24 protein-coding genes are annotated in these 17051 nt (G+C 63.5%); 2 read left to right on the top strand and 22 right to left on the bottom strand.

Going from position 1 to position 17051, the window contains the following annotated elements:
- Window positions 1-6: 6 nt before the first annotated feature.
- Window positions 7-2028 carry an ATP-binding protein gene (locus SVXhr_RS11325; protein ID WP_275737305.1) on the bottom strand — a complete coding sequence of 674 codons (2022 nt, stop codon included), beginning with the start codon at window positions 2026-2028 and terminating at the stop codon, window positions 7-9.
- 180 nt (window positions 2029-2208) lie between these two features.
- Here SVXhr_RS11325 and hemE point away from each other — a divergent pair, with 180 nt between their 5' ends.
- Window positions 2209-3216, top strand: a complete 1008-nt coding sequence (gene hemE, locus SVXhr_RS11330; protein ID WP_275737306.1) for a uroporphyrinogen decarboxylase — start codon at window positions 2209-2211, stop codon at window positions 3214-3216.
- 36 nt (window positions 3217-3252) lie between these two features.
- Here the strand turns inward: hemE and SVXhr_RS11335 are convergent, their stop codons facing one another.
- Window positions 3253-3993, bottom strand: a complete 741-nt coding sequence (locus SVXhr_RS11335) for a hypothetical protein (RefSeq protein WP_275737307.1) — start codon at window positions 3991-3993, stop codon at window positions 3253-3255.
- Between the two features lie 122 nt (window positions 3994-4115).
- On the opposite strand from SVXhr_RS11335, the gene SVXhr_RS11340 reads away from it, so the two are divergent.
- A complete protein-coding gene (locus SVXhr_RS11340; RefSeq protein ID WP_275737308.1) occupies window positions 4116-5234 on the top strand; it encodes a hypothetical protein in 1119 nt (372 codons plus the stop codon).
- A gap of 18 nt (window positions 5235-5252) precedes the next feature.
- On the opposite strand, the gene hemH is transcribed toward SVXhr_RS11340, so the two are convergent.
- From hemH to SVXhr_RS11440, 20 genes are all read right to left on the bottom strand, one after another.
- On the bottom strand, window positions 5253-6299 hold the full coding sequence (gene hemH, locus SVXhr_RS11345) for a ferrochelatase (protein WP_275737309.1): 1047 nt from the start codon (window positions 6297-6299) through the stop codon (window positions 5253-5255).
- 141 nt (window positions 6300-6440) lie between these two features.
- A complete protein-coding gene (secY, locus tag SVXhr_RS11350) occupies window positions 6441-7919 on the bottom strand; it encodes a preprotein translocase subunit SecY (RefSeq protein ID WP_275737310.1) in 1479 nt (492 codons plus the stop codon).
- 3 nt (window positions 7920-7922) lie between these two features.
- Window positions 7923-8408 carry an uL15m family ribosomal protein gene (locus SVXhr_RS11355; RefSeq protein ID WP_275737311.1) on the bottom strand — a complete coding sequence of 162 codons (486 nt, stop codon included), beginning with the start codon at window positions 8406-8408 and terminating at the stop codon, window positions 7923-7925.
- Window positions 8408-8872, bottom strand: coding sequence for a 50S ribosomal protein L30 (locus SVXhr_RS11360; RefSeq protein WP_275737312.1), 465 nt, complete (start codon window positions 8870-8872; stop codon window positions 8408-8410). Before SVXhr_RS11360 ends, SVXhr_RS11355 begins: the two co-directional genes overlap by 1 nt.
- Window positions 8872-9504 (bottom strand): 30S ribosomal protein S5, encoded by a 633-nt coding sequence (locus SVXhr_RS11365; protein WP_275737313.1) that lies wholly within the window; start codon window positions 9502-9504, stop codon window positions 8872-8874. The genes SVXhr_RS11360 and SVXhr_RS11365 overlap by 1 nt, the downstream gene beginning before the upstream one ends.
- Window positions 9501-10064, bottom strand: coding sequence for a 50S ribosomal protein L18 (locus SVXhr_RS11370; RefSeq protein ID WP_275737314.1), 564 nt, complete (start codon window positions 10062-10064; stop codon window positions 9501-9503). Before SVXhr_RS11370 ends, SVXhr_RS11365 begins: the two co-directional genes overlap by 4 nt.
- Window positions 10065-10514, bottom strand: a complete 450-nt coding sequence (locus tag SVXhr_RS11375; protein WP_275737315.1) for a 50S ribosomal protein L19e — start codon at window positions 10512-10514, stop codon at window positions 10065-10067.
- Window positions 10507-11502: a 50S ribosomal protein L32e gene (locus tag SVXhr_RS11380; RefSeq protein WP_275737316.1), complete on the bottom strand. Its 996-nt coding sequence runs from the start codon at window positions 11500-11502 to the stop codon at window positions 10507-10509. Before SVXhr_RS11380 ends, SVXhr_RS11375 begins: the two co-directional genes overlap by 8 nt.
- Window positions 11502-12038, bottom strand: a complete 537-nt coding sequence (locus tag SVXhr_RS11385) for a 50S ribosomal protein L6 (RefSeq protein ID WP_275737317.1) — start codon at window positions 12036-12038, stop codon at window positions 11502-11504. The genes SVXhr_RS11380 and SVXhr_RS11385 overlap by 1 nt, the downstream gene beginning before the upstream one ends.
- Window positions 12039-12040: 2 nt before the next feature.
- The gene (locus SVXhr_RS11390; RefSeq protein ID WP_015790041.1) at window positions 12041-12433 is read right to left on the bottom strand and encodes a 30S ribosomal protein S8; all 393 of its coding nucleotides are present in this window, start codon (window positions 12431-12433) and stop codon (window positions 12041-12043) included.
- Between the two features lies 1 nt (window position 12434).
- Complete coding sequence (locus SVXhr_RS11395) at window positions 12435-12629, bottom strand: 30S ribosomal protein S14 (RefSeq protein WP_275737318.1); 195 nt, start codon at window positions 12627-12629, stop codon at window positions 12435-12437.
- A complete protein-coding gene (locus tag SVXhr_RS11400; protein ID WP_275737319.1) occupies window positions 12626-13156 on the bottom strand; it encodes a 50S ribosomal protein L5 in 531 nt (176 codons plus the stop codon). Before SVXhr_RS11400 ends, SVXhr_RS11395 begins: the two co-directional genes overlap by 4 nt.
- Window positions 13153-13995: a 30S ribosomal protein S4e gene (locus SVXhr_RS11405; protein ID WP_275737320.1), complete on the bottom strand. Its 843-nt coding sequence runs from the start codon at window positions 13993-13995 to the stop codon at window positions 13153-13155. The genes SVXhr_RS11400 and SVXhr_RS11405 overlap by 4 nt, the downstream gene beginning before the upstream one ends.
- Window positions 13992-14351 carry a 50S ribosomal protein L24 gene (gene rplX, locus SVXhr_RS11410; RefSeq protein WP_275737321.1) on the bottom strand — a complete coding sequence of 120 codons (360 nt, stop codon included), beginning with the start codon at window positions 14349-14351 and terminating at the stop codon, window positions 13992-13994. The genes SVXhr_RS11405 and rplX overlap by 4 nt, the downstream gene beginning before the upstream one ends.
- Before the next feature lie 2 nt (window positions 14352-14353).
- Window positions 14354-14752: a 50S ribosomal protein L14 gene (locus SVXhr_RS11415; RefSeq protein WP_008526511.1), complete on the bottom strand. Its 399-nt coding sequence runs from the start codon at window positions 14750-14752 to the stop codon at window positions 14354-14356.
- Window positions 14752-15078: a 30S ribosomal protein S17 gene (locus tag SVXhr_RS11420; protein WP_275737322.1), complete on the bottom strand. Its 327-nt coding sequence runs from the start codon at window positions 15076-15078 to the stop codon at window positions 14752-14754. The genes SVXhr_RS11415 and SVXhr_RS11420 overlap by 1 nt, the downstream gene beginning before the upstream one ends.
- Entirely contained in the window at window positions 15069-15380 is a 312-nt protein-coding gene (locus tag SVXhr_RS11425; protein ID WP_275737323.1) for a ribonuclease P protein component 1, read from the bottom strand. The genes SVXhr_RS11420 and SVXhr_RS11425 overlap by 10 nt, the downstream gene beginning before the upstream one ends.
- 2 nt (window positions 15381-15382) lie before the next feature.
- A complete protein-coding gene (gene rpmC / locus SVXhr_RS11430; protein WP_275737324.1) occupies window positions 15383-15589 on the bottom strand; it encodes a 50S ribosomal protein L29 in 207 nt (68 codons plus the stop codon).
- The gene (locus SVXhr_RS11435; protein ID WP_275737325.1) at window positions 15586-16542 is read right to left on the bottom strand and encodes a 30S ribosomal protein S3; all 957 of its coding nucleotides are present in this window, start codon (window positions 16540-16542) and stop codon (window positions 15586-15588) included. The genes rpmC and SVXhr_RS11435 overlap by 4 nt, the downstream gene beginning before the upstream one ends.
- Entirely contained in the window at window positions 16542-17048 is a 507-nt protein-coding gene (locus SVXhr_RS11440) for a 50S ribosomal protein L22 (protein WP_275737326.1), read from the bottom strand. The genes SVXhr_RS11435 and SVXhr_RS11440 overlap by 1 nt, the downstream gene beginning before the upstream one ends.
- Window positions 17049-17051 lie beyond the last annotated feature (3 nt).

Below are 17051 nucleotides of genomic sequence, written 5' to 3' on the forward strand. Positions count from 1 at the left end.
CCGTCACTACGCGCTGTCGAGTTCGTGGACCGTCACGTCCTCGAAGCGGGCTTCGGTCGTCAGGTCCTCAGAGTGGCTACAGACGGCAAGCCCCACGTAGTAGGGGGCGTCGAGTTCGATCGGCAACTGATCGAGTGGTTGCCACTCCTTGCCGTCCGTCGAGAACGATAACGTCACACCCCGCTCGTCCACCACGAGCTGATACCACTGGAAGGCATCGTAGGGCTCCTCGTACTGGGTACTCTCGGCGTTGGCGCCGGTACTGGTCCGCCAGAGCGTCTCGCTTCCGTAGTCACGGGTCGCCCCGATAAACGCGAGGGCATCGTCGTGGCCCAGCCCGTCACGGACCATCAGGCCGGCTTTGCTGTACTCGTGGACCCCCTCGAGGTCAGCCAGGCGGCCCTGGATGCGAACGGGCTCGGACGTCCTCGCGTGGACGAAATGGAACTCGTCGATATCCTGCCAGATATCCCGACCGTCGCCGACGACGGTCCAGACATCGGTTGGAGCATCGTACTCCGCCTTCCCGGGAAGGGAGACATCCCCGATGTCCTCGTTGGTCGTGAGCGAGATGGATGCGCCCGGCGTTGTCGTCGACGGTTCGATGATCGGACAGTCGGTGATCTCGAAGCGTGCACCACCCGCCTCGCTCTCGGTGACGTCCAACTCCCATCCCTGCTGTGCGACTGTCTCACTGACGATCGTGAGACCAGTCCCGCTCCCCTCCTCGGCCGTGGTGTAGCCCTCTTCGAAGATACGGTCGCGCTCCTCGGACGGGATGCCGGGGCCGTCATCAGCCACGAAGAACCCACGCCCCATCGTGCCGACCCGAACGGTCACCTCGGGACCGGCGTGATCGACAGCGTTTTTCAGCAGGTTTTCGACGAGCGGCCGGACGGTCTCGGTCTCGGCGACCACTTCTGTGCCGTCGGCCATGTCGATTTCGATCGTCGCCGAGTCCGGACTGTCGAGTTGCCAGACACTCTCGACGAGCGAGGGGAGTTCGGTCGTCGAGACACCGATGTCGAGTGCGTCGAGCACTTCCTCGGAGAAGGAGCTGTTGGCTCGATCGCCCCGCGAGAGCGAGCTCAGGTCGTCGATGATCTCACCGACGCGATCGGTAGCACGCTCGATCCGGTCGAGGGCTTCGGTCTCGCCCTCGCGGGCACGTTCCAGGGCGCCGACGATGATCTGCAGCGGGGTCCGAAGATCGTGTGAGACGTAACTCGCAAACTTGTCGAACCGGCGTCGCTCTTCCTCGAACCGTTTCTTGTACTGCATCCGTTTGGTGACGTCCTTGGCGTACCCAACCAGGCCGACGATCTCGCCGTTTTCCCGCCACGGGATCTTCGTCGACTCCGACCAGTAATCCCCTCCGGTCCCACTGAACTTTTCTAGCTTGTCGCGGATCGGCTCCCCCGTCTCGACAACGCGAACATCGTCGGCAAGCGCCGCCTCGGAAACCTCTCGCTGGTTGAAGATTTCCGGATCGGTCTTTCCCCTCGCCTCCTCCGGGTCGACCGTATACGGCACGTCGGCAAATCGGACATACCGTCCGTGGGTGTCCTTGGCGAACATCGACATCTTGCCTTCCGCGAGCAACGTCCGGAGAATGCTGCTGTTTGCTGCCTCGTTACGACGTCGCTCGTAGGTAGCGAGCGCGTCCTCGACTGTCTCACGAAGGGCGTCCTCACCGACCTCGATCGGCGTAAGTCGACAGCCACAGCGTTGGCTGACTGCAGCGGCAAGGGACTCATCGATGCCAGCGTAGACGACGATCGGCAAAACATCGTCGACGGCCCGTACAGCGTCGTAGAGCTCGACAAACGTCGACGCCTCGGCATCGAGTGCAAGGACGCAGCCGGCATCATCGCGAGCCGCAAGCGTCGACTCGATCTCGGATAGTCCATCCACCTTGACGACATCGTCCACACCCGCCCCAGCGAGTGCTGATCGGGCAGCATCGAGTTCGGCAGATGATCCACCCACGGTCAGCACCGTCGTCGGATCTGTAAGGAGACAACTCATCCGGTCTTGACGGACGGCTACGCAATGCAAGTAAATAATACCCCGGGCTTTTTGTTATCCGGCGTGGCGATCGGCGGCGAGCCACTGTCAGTCGTCCGAAAGCGGTATTCAGGACGAGCCGGTTGCCCCGTGAAACGACGAGGGAATGCTTAACCACGCACGCGATCAAATGCCCTGACGATGAACGATCTACTCCGCCGGGCGGCTCGCGGGGAGCGCACCGAGCGACCTCCGGTCTGGCTGATGCGACAGGCCGGTCGCCACCTCCCCGAGTATCGGGAGGTTCGTAAAGAATACGACTTCCTCGAAGCGGTCACCACACCGGAGATTGCCGCCAAGATTACACTCCAGCCATGGGATCGATACCGTCCCGACGGGGTGGTGATGTTCTCGGACATCCTGACGATCCTCGAACCACTCGGGTTCGACTATCACATCGAATCGGGGACGGGTCCGGTCGTCGAATCACCCATCGCCGACCCGGCTGACGTCCCGGAAACCTACGACGTGATCGAATCGACGCTTTCGTACGTCGGCGAGTTGCTCGACCGGCTCGATACGCGGGTCGGCAACGAAACCGGACTTATCGGCTTTGCCGGCGGTCCATTCACCCTCGCGTCATACGCCATTGCCGGCCATCCGACCCGGAATCACTATCCAGTCCGGCAGTTCAAGGCTCGCCATCCCGAGGCCTTCGCGGACCTTCTCTCGGTGTTTGCCGACGCCGTTCGGGAGTTTCTCCAGTACCAAATCGACCACGGCGCGGACGTCGTCCAGCTGTTTGACACCTACGCCGGCGTGTTGCCACCGGCGGCCTATCAGGCGTTCATCCAACCGCTTCATCGCGAGATCCTGACAGACATCGATGCCCCGACAATCCTCTTTGTCCGAAACATGGGCGGCCGTCTCGACCAGCTGGCGGCGACGGGCGCGGATGTGGTCAGTCTCGACTGGACGGTCGAGATGGCAACTGCTCGCGAACAGTTGGGAGATCGTCCTGTTCAGGGAAACCTCGATCCGTCCGTCCTCTTCGCCGGTCCGGAAACCGTCCGCAAGCGAACGCGTGAGGTGATCGAAGCGGCCGGGGATCAGGGCCACATTCTCAATCTCGGCCACGGTGTCCACCAGGACACACCGATCGAGAGCGTCGAGGCCTTCGTCGAGACGGCCAAGTCGATCGAGCGGTAAGTCCGTTCAGACGGACAGAACGAATCGTGAGTCCTACTAGGGGATTCGATCCACCGCCGATCGTAAATCCGCCGGTTCCGACCACGGAAAACAACGGCCATGGAGTTCGAACAACCGGAACTCGTTCAGGTGAACCCAGCTGTAGGACGCAACGTCCGAGTCACGTTGTTCGATGCTGTCGTTGATCTCATCAAGTGAGATAGCAATTCCGTTCGATCGAGCGTTTTCGACGACCGTTTCTAGTTCCGCTTGCACGCCATCATCGTCGAGGTCGGCGTTACCGGCAATCCGGTTAGCTGCCGCAAATGCGTCCGTCTTTGTTTCCAGTCGACGGTCGGTCATCCAGGCGTAGTCACGCGGGAACACGTAGGTATCCTCGAAGAACGGCGTCTCGCTGATCTTTCCGAGTTCAGTCACCTCGCCGCCGGCGTCCTGTTCGTAGACAGCTGCGATGGCATCGGCATAGGAGGCGATGATGTAAAACCGAATACGGAACACCGGCAGTCGTTCACTATCGATCTCACGCAAATCACCGAGAACAAACGCGTACGAACCGATTCGCTTGTTCAATTCGTTTTCGATCAAACGAAGCCGACGGATATACGGCGATCGAAAGCTGCCAAGAACGAGATACGAGGTTTCGGGCGTCTGCAGATGCGGAACTTCCTCGTTGGCGAACCCGAGGATTGCAGCCGTCTCCTCGGGTTCGAGTTCGATCCCATGGAGTGCCTCGTCGATGTGAGATTTGATCTCGGCGACATCCGGCGGGGCTGGCATCGATAACGTGTTCCTGTGACTATCATAAAGGCTCTTCGATTAGTTTGGTGAATGCCTGAATTACCAAACTAGTTCACCCAAACCATTAACTGTCAGCTGGGGCTACTAGCAAACGAGAAGAGATGAGTGACGCCACGAGGACGAACGCGAATGCTCCGTTCGAGGAACAGCGGGAGATGTACGAATTACTCTCCCAGGAGACGCGCCACCTCGTGTTGCAGTACGTCCTCGCACATCCCGATCATCTGCCGTCGCTGGCCGAACTCGCGTATCTGATACCGAAGAACAAGGCCGCGATCCGCGATCAAATCCATCGGTTGTGTGAGGAGGGGATCCTCTCGCGCTACGACCACCCACCCAACGAGGATTCGCGCGATCTGCCCTCGCAATTCTACGGGCTGACGACAGAGGGCGTCGAGATCCTCGAACAGTACAACTATCTCCGTGGACTGGGGATGGCCCGGGCGCTGTACGACAATACGCGCCTTTCCGAAAGGGCTCGGCGACACCGAGATGCACCGCGACCGGAGTTGCCCGAAGCTGTCGACCAGGCACTCCGAATCGACTCCACTGGGGAGTCCGGGGATTTCGAGCGACTGGAAGCGTACATCCGGGACCGGAACGCCCGTATGCCCAGCGTTGACGATCAGGTCGAGGTCGCGACGGCCCTTGCCCGGGACGATATTGGACCGAATCACGACGGGATCAAACGGGCCGAGATCGTCGAGCAGTTCGATATCGATCTGGATTTCCAACCGAATACGGTTCTGAAAAACCTCCTCGACATCGACATTCTGGAGGAACAGCGACCGCCTGGTCCGGACATTTTTGCGATCAGCGAACGGAAAGACGAAATTGTCAACGGGAACGTAACAGGGGAGGCGAAAGAAAGCCTCGAGGCACTCATCGAACACATCGACGACGAACTTCACGGCGTCGAACTCGACGACGGGGCAGCGGAGTGGTCTAGTCGTGACACGGACTCGACTGCACCGTCTGTAGCTCTCGCCGACGGCGCAGGACGGACTGTCCGAAGTATCCTCGCCACCACGTTCAACATCGACCCCGAACGCGTCGTCGAACACCTCCGTTCCGGCAATCCGGTGGAACGACTTAACACGGCCGTCGAGGCCATCGAAAGCTCGGAAGCAGTAACGAAGTCCGAAGAGTACGGACGCATCGTCTTCGTTTATCCGACCTATCGATATCGACTCAGTCAAACGGCCATGGAGCTACTGTAGGCACTACAGTTGAACTCGTCAGGAATCTAGTGGCGCGTTCAGACACATCGTCCCCGGTTCGTCCCGACACTGACACTGCCGAAGCTGGTAGACCGCAGGATCGAAATCAGCGATAAATGGCTCGACGAGATCCTCCAGCACGCCGACGAACCGTTCGTCATCGTGGGGGATGGGGACACGGTGGAACTCCAAGCCCGCCTCCTCGGCTTCCTCCCGCAATTCCACGTCGAGTTCCGAGAGCGTCTCGCTCTGTTCGTGCATGAAGCTGATCGGCTCGACGACGACACGCTCGGCATCGACGCCCTCGATGACGTCTTCGATTTCGGGTTCGGTCCACGGGATGCCCCGGTTCTCGTGGTTCTGATAGCCGAGTTCGTACTCGTCGATCCCGAGCAGTCCCGCAACGGTCTCGACGTATTCGGTGACGTAGATGTCGTAGCGACTGCCCTCTTCGAGGTAATGCTGTGGTGTGCCGTGGGCCGAGAACACGAGGGCCGTGTCGGGATCAGTCAGGTCGACGCCCCGCTCCTCGGCCAAGGCCTCAATCCGATCGGCTCGCAGGCGTGGATAGTCAGGATGGCGATGCCACCCCGACAGTTCCTGGAGCGCGTCGAAGTCGCGCTCGTCGGCGGCCGCACGGAGTTCCTCGAGAGCGTCGACGGTCGTCGAGGGACCACACAGCGGATAGATCGGGAGCCCGATGATCCGGTCGTGGCCGTCGGCGATGGCACTGTCGAGCGCCTCGTCGATGAACGGCTCGGTGAACTGCATTCCGATGTAGGTCTCGACCTCGCGGCCACGCTCGCGGAGTCGATCTTCCAGGGCCTGGGCCTGCTTGCGGGCCTGTTCGTTCAGCGGCGACCCGCCGATGGCCTCGTACTCCTCGATAAGCGGGCCGGCCCGGCGCTCGGCGAGTTCGCGGGACCGCTCGCGCGCCTCGGCCTCGGTCGTGTCGCCCTCGATCTCGCGGTTGTTGAAGAAGATGCGTTCGAGATACGAGACGACAGCCTCGCGTTCGGGCGTCGCTGGTTCGCCGAAGTTCAACAGCAGGATTCCGGTCGACATGATCCGTCCTAAGCGCTGGATCGGAAAAGAGGTTTGCCTGCCGGCGGCTTGGGCGATCGGTTGTCCGACCAGCTGTGACACTATGGACATCAAACCGAGAGAGAAGACAGAACCGTTTCGCAAAATCGATTTCCGAAAAGATCAGCCGAACATCTGGCGCATCATGGGGTGCATCTCCATGAGTTGCTCCTCGGCGATCTCCTCGTAGAGCTTGTAGGTGATACTCACCGTCAGCAGCAGGCCCGTCCCAGTGACGCCACCAACGGTACCCAGCATGTTTGCCATGACGGCGAGCAGGCCGACCAGGGCCCCGCCGATGACCGTCACCTGCGGGATGTACCGGCCCAGGACCTTCTCCAAGACGCCGGGGCTCTGGCGGAACCCGGGGATCTGCATCCCGGAGTTCTGGATCTGCTGGGCCGTGGCTTCAGGCCCCATGTCGGTGGTTTCGACCCAGAAGACAGCGAAGATAGCGCCGCCGATGATCATGAACGTCAGGTCGACGCCGATCCGGATCAGGATCTGCCAGACGTCCTGGGTGATCTGACCCCCGAAGACGAACCATGCCCATTCCTGGGGACTCTGGATCGGGGCAAGGTAGTAAAACAGCCCGCTCACCGCCTGCCCGTTTTCGTTGTAAGCTCCCAGCCAGGCAGGCAAGCCACCGAGCTGGGAGTTGAGCAGTCGACCCATGAACTGGATGTTCATCTGAAGCGCCCGGACGAGGATCATCGGCAGGACGCTCGCATAGATGAGCTTCACCGGGAAGCGACCACGTGCGCCCTTCACCCGAGCGTGGCTGAGTGGGATCTCGACGCGAACGGACTCGGCGTAGACGACGATCACGAAGATCGAAACCGTCGTGAGAATGGCGATGAGCCCGATGTAGTTCTGTCCGCTTGTATGGAACAGCAGTTGACTTATCCCACGAGCCGTCAGCGGTGACGGGATGTCGACGATCCCAAAGATCGCACCGGTCCAGTAGGGGATGAAGCCCCAGTTCCCGGAGATCTGTGGGATACTGATGAGGCCGCCGACGAGACTCTGACTGACGCCGGCGACGATGAACAGCCCGATCCCGCTGCCGACGCCCCATTTGCTGATCACCTCGTCCATGTAGAGGATGAGGACACCGCCGACGGCGATCTGGGCGAACATGAGCCACTTTACCGCCCCAGTGGGCAGTCCCATGACGGATTCGGCCGGCAGGAATTCCGCGGCAAACACCATCGGAAAGCCCGTCAGGACGATCATCACGAGCACCAGTACCTTCTGGAGGCCCTGATACAGGATCTGATCGCGCGGATTGTTCTGGGTGTCCAGCCCGAGCAGATCGGCACCGCCAAGCAGTTGCAGAACGATGCTCGCCGTGACGATCGGCCCGATCCCCAGTTGCATGATCGAGCCCTGCTGGGTGGCAAGGATCGATGAGAACCGACCGAACGCACTCGATCCCCCGGTGCCACTGAGCCCGTAGAGGTTGATGTTTCTCAGGAAGAAAAACAGGACCAGCACGCCGGCCGTCCAGCCCAGCTTCCGCTTGAAGGGGACGTGGCCCTCGGGGCGGGCGACCGACGGCATCCGCGTGAGTAGTGGTTCGGCGGTGTCCTTCCAGCTCATGTGTTACTCTGAGTCGGCGTCGGCGTCCTCTTTATCCTGTCGCTGTTCGCCGCGGTCGCTCAGCTCCGTGGTGCCGCCCGCGGCTTCGATCTTCTCGCGTGCCGCATCGGAGAAAGCGTCGGCGACGATGGTCAACTCGTTGCGGACCTGTCCGCCACCGAGCACCTTCACGACGTCGACCTCGTAGCCGTCCTCGACGACGTCACGGGCGTCGATCTCGTAGCCGCCATCGGTCTCCTCGGCGACCCCGTCGGCAGCCAGCAAGGCCGCATCCTCGTCGAGCGTCTTGACCTCGACCGTCGAGACGTCGTCCTGGGCCTTCTCCGGTCGCGTGAACCCGCTCTTGCCGATCGGCGGGTAGTTGTGCATCTCGTGTTTATCACGACCGGCCGCTCCGCGACCGCCGCGATGACCGGCACCGCGCCGGTTCTTGTGCGTGCCACCGCCGTGCGTTCGCGAGCCGCGCTGGCGTTTGCTCTTGTCTGTCATTATCGCATCGCCTCCAGCAGTGCGTCGATCTCTTCGGTCGAGTGATCGCCGAGTTGGCCACCCTCTTTGGTGGGGTGTTTGATGCCGTCGTGACCCTTCCGGGGCGGATGCAGACGTAGCGTCGGCGAGAGACCGGCTTCCTGCAGCGTCGTCTCCTCGTCTACGAGCGCCTCGGCAAGCGCCGAGACATCGTCGTAGTTGGTGTTCCAGCCGACCCAATCGTCGTCTACGTCTTCGCCGCCCTCGGCGGGCTCGGCCCGGCTTTCGAGGAGCAATTCGACCGTCTCCACGGACGGTTCGCCGTGGGCGACCACGTCGTGAACCTTCGTGATCATGCCCCGATAGGCGTCCGTCTCGGGGACGAGCGTGGCGTGGTTGACGCGCCCGAGGTTGAGCATCTCCAAGGTGTCGACGACATCGCCGCTGACGTCGACCTCGCCGCGGAGTTGGACGAGCGCTTCCATCACTCGATCACCTCGCGCTCCTCGAAGGCCCGCTCGGGGACGCGTGCCTCGGCCGTGTTCCGCAGGGCGTTGAACGTCGCCTTCGCGAAGTTGACCGTCGTTCGCGTGTTCCCGCTACTGCGCGTCCAGATGTCCTCGATGCCGGCGAGTTCGAGGACGTGCCGGACGGTCTCTCCGCCCGCCAGCCCCAGACCGCGCGGGGCGGGCTGGAGTTCGACCTCGACGCTGCCGGCCTTGCCCGTGGCGCGGAGCGCGACCGTGTGGGGTCGACCGCAGCCACACTCCCACGAGCCACACCCGCGGGAGACGTCGATGAGGTTCAGCTTGGCGACCTCGATGGCCTTCTGGATCGCGCCGCCGACCTGGTCGTCACGCCCCTCGGCGTAGCCGACGAGGCCGTCGCGGTTGCCCACGACGACGACACACCGGAACTTCACCCGGCGGCCAGAGTCGGTCATGCGCTGGACCATATTGATGTCCAGTACTTCGTCTTCGAGCCCGGGGACGAGCTGGTCGACGATCTCCGGTTCCTTCAGTGGCAGCCCGGCGTTCAGCGCGTCGCCCATCGAGTCGATCTCGCCGTCGGCGACCTGCTGGCCGAGCCGCGTTCGTGGTTCCCATCCGTCGCTCATAGTTCGATGTCACCTTCGAGTAGCGTCTCCCGCAGCTCTGTGAAGTGTGCGGGCAATTCTGTCGCGTCGAAATCCCTGCTGTAGAGATCCTCGTCGAGGGTCTCGGCGTACTCGGCGATGTGTTCGCCGCTGGTCCGTTCCCAGTCGGCGAGCACGTCGTCGTTGTGGGGGATCTCCAGGCCCGCGTCGATCGCGCCCTCCTGGATCGCGAATACTTTACTTCCTGGCGTCGGCGTGTTGAGTCCGATGTCCAGCACGGCCTCATCGTAGCCGTCCTCGATCGCCCGAAGCCCGGCGAGCAGGCCGGTGAGGTACGCGGCGGGCAGGTTGCCCGTCGGCGCCTCCCAGCCGTACTCGGCGAGGTCGTTCGATTCGGCGGCTGCAACTGTCTCGTCGCCGTTCGGCCCGGTCGTCACCAGCTGCGCCCTGGCCTGGCTGTTCGAGAGCCGCGCAACGAGGCGGGGCTTGCCGGATTTCAGCAGGCGCAACCGCTGATGGTAATCCGTCCGGGATTCGCGGCGCCGACGCATCGGCACCTTGTATCGTGGTCCTGTCGCCATTCACTGATCACCGTATTGGTCGTCGATATACCGATCCAGGTCACCGACGTCGTCGAATTCGCCGCCGCTGGCCTGGTCGTACAGTTCGCGGTACTCCGTCGGCGAGAGGTCGCCGGAATCACGGAGTTCGCGCAGGCGCTCGCGCTGTGCACGGATGCGCGAGACCCAGTCGTCCTTCTCGTTCTGTCGGGCACCCGCGGCACCCTTCCGGGACCCGTGTCCCTTCTGGTGGCCGTAGGCGCGTTTCTCGGCGCGCTCTCTGGCCTGACCCCGGGAGTTGCCCTGCGTTTCCTTCTCGCGGACGAGACCCTGGTCGATCAGGTCGCGAACGTCCTCGCGCGTGATCGCGTCGGCTATCTCGCCCTGGGCCTCGGGGTCGAACCAGACGCGGTTCTTCCCGATGTCGAGCACGTCAGCCGCAAGTCGCTTCTGTGCGCTCAGATCAGTCATCGTTCACCTCGACTTCGACGTAGGTGGGGTTGAGGACACGAATGCCCTCGCTCTCGGCTCGTTCCTCGATGCGCTCGCGTTTGCGCGCACCGACTTTCGAGGCGATCCGCACTGCCTGACTGTCGCCGTCCACGCCCTCGAGATCGTCGACGTTGTGGACGCGGACTTCCTCGAACCCGGACGGGTGGAGCCCGCGAATCGCGTTCGGGGTCCGGAATCCAGCCTCGACGGTGTCGCCCTTGCCCTTGATGCCGCGGCGCTGCTTCGAGAGGCCGCCCCGCGGGCGTCGCCAGGATGTCGAGACACGCTTTTTCTTGTGGTGGTCCTGCCGGTTGAACTGCGGCTTGCCCTCGCGTCGACGCTGGACGAGCAAGCGTGCTTGCTCGTCGCTCAACTCGGGCGTCTTTGCGGCGTGACCGCGTGCCTGCAGTTCGGTCTCGACTTCTTCCTCGGTTTCGGCCGCTTCGCCGGCTTCCTCGACCTCGGCCGTCTCGGCTGCCGAAACGTCGAGTTCGCCGACGTCCGCCTGAATCCGGGCGGCGAGGGCGTTACCGATGCCCTCGACCTCGGTCAGATCGGACTGCTCGGCACGGGCGACGTCCTCGACCGTCTCGAAGCCGGCGTCGCGAAGGTTCTCGGCCGTCCCCTCGCCGACGCCGCTGATGTCCGTCAGGCCCTCGTAGGACGAGGCGTCGTCCTCGTCTGCGTCGGCAGCGTCGTCGGAGGCGTCAGTATCTGCACCGTCAGCCGACGCCTCACTCTCTTCGACGTCGGCGTCTTCGACGTCTTCGTCGACCTCGACGTCGCCGACGTCAGCCTTGATGCGGGCGGCCAGCGCGTTGCCGATGCCCGTCACCTCAGTGAGAGCATCCTCGTCAGCTTCACGCAGGTCGTCGATCGTCTCGAAGCCGCTTTCCCGCAGGGCTCCGGCCGTCTCGTCGCCGATACCGCTGACCTCGTTCAGTTCCGTTGGTTCCTCGTCGGCCATCAGGCCTCACCTCGATTCGGCTTTTCCGTGATGTAGACGCCGTCCTGGAACACCCGGACGTCCTTGCCCGGGACACGGGTGAGTTGCTCGATGTCGGCCGCCGTCTGGCCGACGTCCTCGATACTTGGCCCGCGCAGCGTGAGCAGCTCCTCGTCGATCTCGACCTCGGTGTCCCCGTGGATCGGAGTCGTCCGCGGCGCTCGCTCGCCGAGGAAGTTCTCGATGACGATCTCTTCGCCCTCGGCACGCACCTGCATGGGGAAGTGAGAGTAGAAGACTTCCATCTCGTACTCCCAGCCCTCGGTGACGCCGTGGAACATGTTCTGCACGTGGCTCTCGAAGGTCCCGATCGTCGACATCGTCTTCGCATCGTCCTCGTCGGACTCGATGACGACGGCGTCGTCGGTCACCGCAACCGAGATGTCCGGATACCACAACCGGCGCGTGACGCTGCCTTCGGGTCCTTCGACGGTGAGCTCGAGATGGTCCATCTCGGCGCTCGCGTCTTCCGGTAGCTGTAGTTCTGTTCGTGGCATTGTCAGTAGACGTACGCGATCACCTGGCCACCGACGCCCGCCTCGCGGGCCTCGTAGTGGCTCATGATGCCGTGGCTGGTCGTGACGACGAGCGTCCCGTAGTCACGGGCGGGGAGGAACCGCTTCTCCCACTGCTCGAACTCGTCGGCTCCCACTGAATAGCGGGGCTTGACCGAGCCACATTCGTTGATCGCACCGCTCAATTCGACCTCGAACCGACCGGCCTTGCCGTCTTCAACGCGCTCGAAGCCGTCGATGTAGCCGCGATCGTACAGCACTTCGAGGACGCTGCCGGTCTCGTTCGAGGCGGGCTCGACTGTGTGTGTCAGCTGACCGACGCTCTCGGCGTTGTCGAGCCCCGAGAGCGCGGCGCTGAGTGGATCGTTACCCGTCATGTTATCGATACTTCCTGAATCCCATGTCGCGGGAGATCTCCCGGAAACACTGCCGGCAGAGCCAGATATCGTACTTGCCGATCAGGCCCTGCTCGCGTCCGCATCGCTGGCAGGCTTCGAGCTGGCCGGTCCGCTTTGCGGCCTGCTCGCCGGTCGCTTCCGCGCCCGCGTCGTTGTCTGTCTCACTCTCGCTCATGCGCTCACCTCCACGTCGAAGGTCGACTCGACGAACGCGATGGCGTCCGCGGGGTCGAGTCGATGGTTCGAGGGGATCGACCGGGAGGCCTTATCGCGCTTGGTCACGCGATAGCCCGGCCGCGTCAGGTTCACCGTCACGTCCAGCCCGTAGATCCCGATCGTCGGGTCGTACTCCTGGCTGGGGAAGTCGGTGTGTTCCTCGACGCCGAAGCTGAAGTTGCCGGTCTCGTCGAACTGATCCGCGTCGAGGTCGACCAGCGCAAGCGCCGTCTCGAGGAACTCCTCGGCGGCGTCGTCACGAAGCGTGACTTTCGTCCCGACCGGATCGCCCTGCCGGATCTCGAACTCGCCGACCGTCGCCTTCGCGGTCGTCCGCACCGGCTGTTGGCCGACGATCTCCTCTAGGATCTCCTCGGCGTCAGCGAGTTCCTGGCCACCCTGGCCGATACCCATGTGGACGACGACCTTCTCGACGGAAGGCTCACGCATGTCGTGGAAGTCAGCGTCACGACTCTCGGAGCTCATTCGTCGTCACCTCCGTCAGCTTCTTCGTCAGTCTCGTCGTCGGCCTCCGCAGCCTCGTCGTCTGCTTCGGCCGCGTCGTCTTCGTCCGCCTCATCCGCAGCTTCGTCAGCCTCGTCGGCTTCCTCGGTCTCCACGCCCTCGTCATCTGCAACGAAGTTCTCGTCGATGACGACGACGTACTCCTCGATCGTCTCGATGATCGAGCCGTCCTCACGTTCGATGCGGACGTTGTTCTCGGCGCTGCCGGGCGTGACCTGGATCTCCTCGATCGTCCCGATCTCGCCGGCGTGCTGACCGTCGACGGCCGTCACGAGTGCGCCCTCTTCGTATTCGAAGTGGGCGATGATCTCCTCGCTGTCGTTCTCGACGACGACCGAGTCGTTGCCCTCGTAGGGCGCGTCCTCGGAGACCAGCAGCGTCTCGCCGTCGTGCAGCGTGAGCTGCAGGTCGCCGCCGGGGACGAACTGTTTCTCGACGATCTTGCCCAGCTTCGACTGGGCCGAATCCTCGTCGATCGGCGTCAGCGCGAGCCGACCGCCCTCACCGGGGAAGACGCGGTAGAACTCCTCGCGTTCCGTGAAGGCGAGGATGTCGAACATCCCCACCGGGCGGGTCTCGTCGCTTTCGGGGTCGCCGTTGATCAGGACCTGGTCCTGATCGAGCGCGAAGCGAGCCTCCTTGCGGCTGTCGACGTACCCCAGCACGTCCCGAAGGACGATCAGCAGGGGCACGCCGGCCTCGCCGTGGGGGCCGGCGTCGGCCTTCACGGTGAAGGTCTCGGTCTTGCGCTCGATCGGCCAGCTGTTCGGTACCGAGAGTCGTTTCTGGTGGTTACTCATTGGCTATCCTCCGATTCGAGTCGTTGCTCGCGCACGTCGTCGGAGAGATCGAGGTCGATCACGCGGACGTTGCTCGCCTCGAGTCGCCGGGGCACTTCCTCGCCGTCGGCGGTCTCGAGGGTGACGTCCTCGACGCTGATCGTCGCGTCCCGGAGATCCACGTCGAGCACTTCGCCCTCCTCGCCGGCGAAGTCCCCGCGCATAACCTCGACCGTATCGCCCGCGTTGACGCGGACGCGGCGCTGGCCGTACTCCTCGCGGAGATCCTCGGTCAGCGTCGCGTGCACCTGATCGTGTCGCTCGTGCAGCGGCGCGTTCTCCGTCTGCGTGCGCTGTTTGGATGGTTGTTCACTCATGTCTAGACGATCATCGTTGCGGCCGAGGCGATGGAGCCGAAGCGTTCGGCCACCTCGCGGGCGATCGGCCCGCGGAGTTCGGTGCCCCGGGGATCCTCGTTCTCGTCGACGATGACGGCCGCGTTGTCCTCGAACTTCACGCGCGTGCCGTCGGGTCGCCGGATCGGCTTGCGCTGGCGGACGACGACCGCCTCCAGCACCTGCCGTCGCATCTCCGGGGTGCCCTTGGTCACCGAAACGGTGATCTTGTCGCCCAGGCCCGCCTTCGGATGGCGGTTCTTCGTGCCCGAGTAGCCGGCGACGCTGATTACCTTGAGTTCACGCGCGCCGGAGTTGTCGGCACACGTCACCAGCGAGCCCTTCTCCAAGCCCTGGGTGACGTCGGCGTTGAGGGCTTCCATCAGTCCGCACCTCCGTGTTTCGCGACCACTGCGTGGGATTTCGTCTTCGACAGTGGTCGGGTCTCTGCGATCGTGACCGTGTCGCCTTCCTCGACGTCCATGCACGGGGGTGCATGGGCCGGAATCCGGCTCCGCCGTTTCATGAGGCGGTCGTATTTCGGGACGGTTACGTCGTACTCTCGCTCGACGACGACGGTCTTCTGCATGTCGGTGGACGCGACTGTGCCTTCGAGCGTCTGCCCGCGCACCGAAAGGGTGCCGTGGAACGGGCAGTTCTCGTCGTCGCAGGTCGCGTCCGGTTGCTGTACGTTCAGTCCTAGCGCCATGTTGAGTCACCTCTGCGTTCGGTCCGTCTGGCCGGCGGGGCCACGAGTCGGTTGCCGTCGACAGTGACGACCAGCTCGCCGTCCGTGGCGGCCGGATCGTCACTCGACAACGTGAACTCGACGGTCGCCGTCGCCTTCGGGACCTGCCACGTCCGACCCCCTCGCTCGATCGACAGCGTCTTGGCCGTCTCGTCGACGACTGTGCCGTCGATCCCGACCAGGTCCGCGTTGGTCGCGGCGCTCACGCGGGCAGGTAGCCCGATGAGTTCGTGCCGCGCAAGGGTGTCGGGGGTGAGTGGCATCGTTATTCGTTTGCCGCGTCCTCAGCGTCGATCGTCTTGATCCGCGCGATCGCCTTCCGGATCTCCTTGATGCGGCCGGGGTTGTCCGGCGCACCACCCGTCGCCTGGACGGCGCGGGCGTTCAGCAGCTCCGTCTGGAGCTCCTCGAGTTCGCTCTCGCGTTCGGCGGCGGTCATGTCGCGGATCTCTTCGGGATGGAGGATCGTCATTCGGCCTCACCCTCCTCGTCTCCGTCGTCCGCGTCAGCTTCTTCTTCGTCCATCTCGTCGAGAAGCTCCTCGGCTTCCGCCTCGGTCTCCTCGTCGAGTTCCTCGTCGACGGACTCCTCGAGTTCGTCGAGTTCGTCCTCGACACCCGCGTCGTCCGGGACGTCGACGTCGTCGAACTCCTCGGCCTCGGCGGCCTCCTCGACGACCTCTTCGTCGGGGGCGTCCTCGGCCGCGTCGTCCGCGGCGTCGGCGGCGTCCGCATCAGCTGCCTCGGCAGCGTCGCCCTCCTCGGGCTCACCGGCCAGCAGCTCCTCGACGGAGCCCTCCTCGACGTCCTCGACGTAGTCCTCGACTTCGACATCCTCGTAGATCTCGAAGTCGTCGGGCAACTCGGCCTCGGGCGGGATGATCTTGACGTCCACCCCGATCGTGCCGAGCTTCATGACGGCGACGCCCTGGCCGTGATCGACGATGTCCTCGGCGGGTTCGCCGTTGTGCTTGATGTAGCCACGGTTGAACTTCTCCACGCGGGAGCGTGCGCCCGTGACCTTTCCGGAGAGGACGATCTCGGCACCCTTCGCGCCGGACTCCATGATCCGGTCGATCGTGGTGTGACCGGCCTTCCGGAAGTACCAGCCGCGTTCGAGGGCGTTGGCGAGTCGGTCGGCGACGATCCGGGCGTTGAGGTCGGGTTCCTCGACTTCCTGAACGTCGACCTGGGGATCTTCGAGCCCGAATTCCTCTTCGAGCGTGGTGGTGATCTTCCGGATGTTCTTCCCACCCTTGCCGATCACCATGCCGGGCTTTTCGGCCTTGAGGACGATCTGGGTCCCCATCGGCGTCTTGGCGACTTCCATGCCGCCGTAGCCGGCGCGACCGAGTTCGTCCTCGAAGAACTCGTCGATCTGGGTACGCTGGAGGCCGTCCTCGATGAACTGCAGTTCGTCCGCCATCAGGCATCACCCTCCTGCTCGCGGCTATCGCCGCTCGCACTGTCCGAGGCTGACGCCTCGCTGAGGATGAGTTCGACGTCGACTTCCGGCGTGTTCCACTCGTTGGCCCGCCCCATCGCGCGGGGCTGGCGGCCCTGCTGTTCGCCGACCTTGTGGGCGGCGACGTGGACGATCTCCATGGACTCGCCGTCCATCCCCGCGTATTCGGCGTTGCCGATCGCGTTTTCGAGCAGATCGATGAAGGCCTCGCTGGCCTTCTCCGGGTAGCGGCCGGCATCCCAACCCTCGATGTCGTTTCGATGGCCGACGCCCGAGTTGTGGGACTTGAAGGGGACCGATCGGTCGCCCTCGATGACGTCCTCTAGGTAGGCGACCGCCGCCTCGGCGGTCATGCCCTTGATCTCCCGGGCGATGGCCTTGCTGTGCTTGTGGCTCATCTGACGCTCCCGGAGCATCGCTTTCGCCGTGGTGTCCGGATCCGCGTCGACTGAGTAGCTGATTCCCATGGA

This window comes from Halorhabdus sp. SVX81 (assembly GCF_029207715.1).
Lineage (GTDB): Archaea > Halobacteriota > Halobacteria > Halobacteriales > Haloarculaceae > Halorhabdus.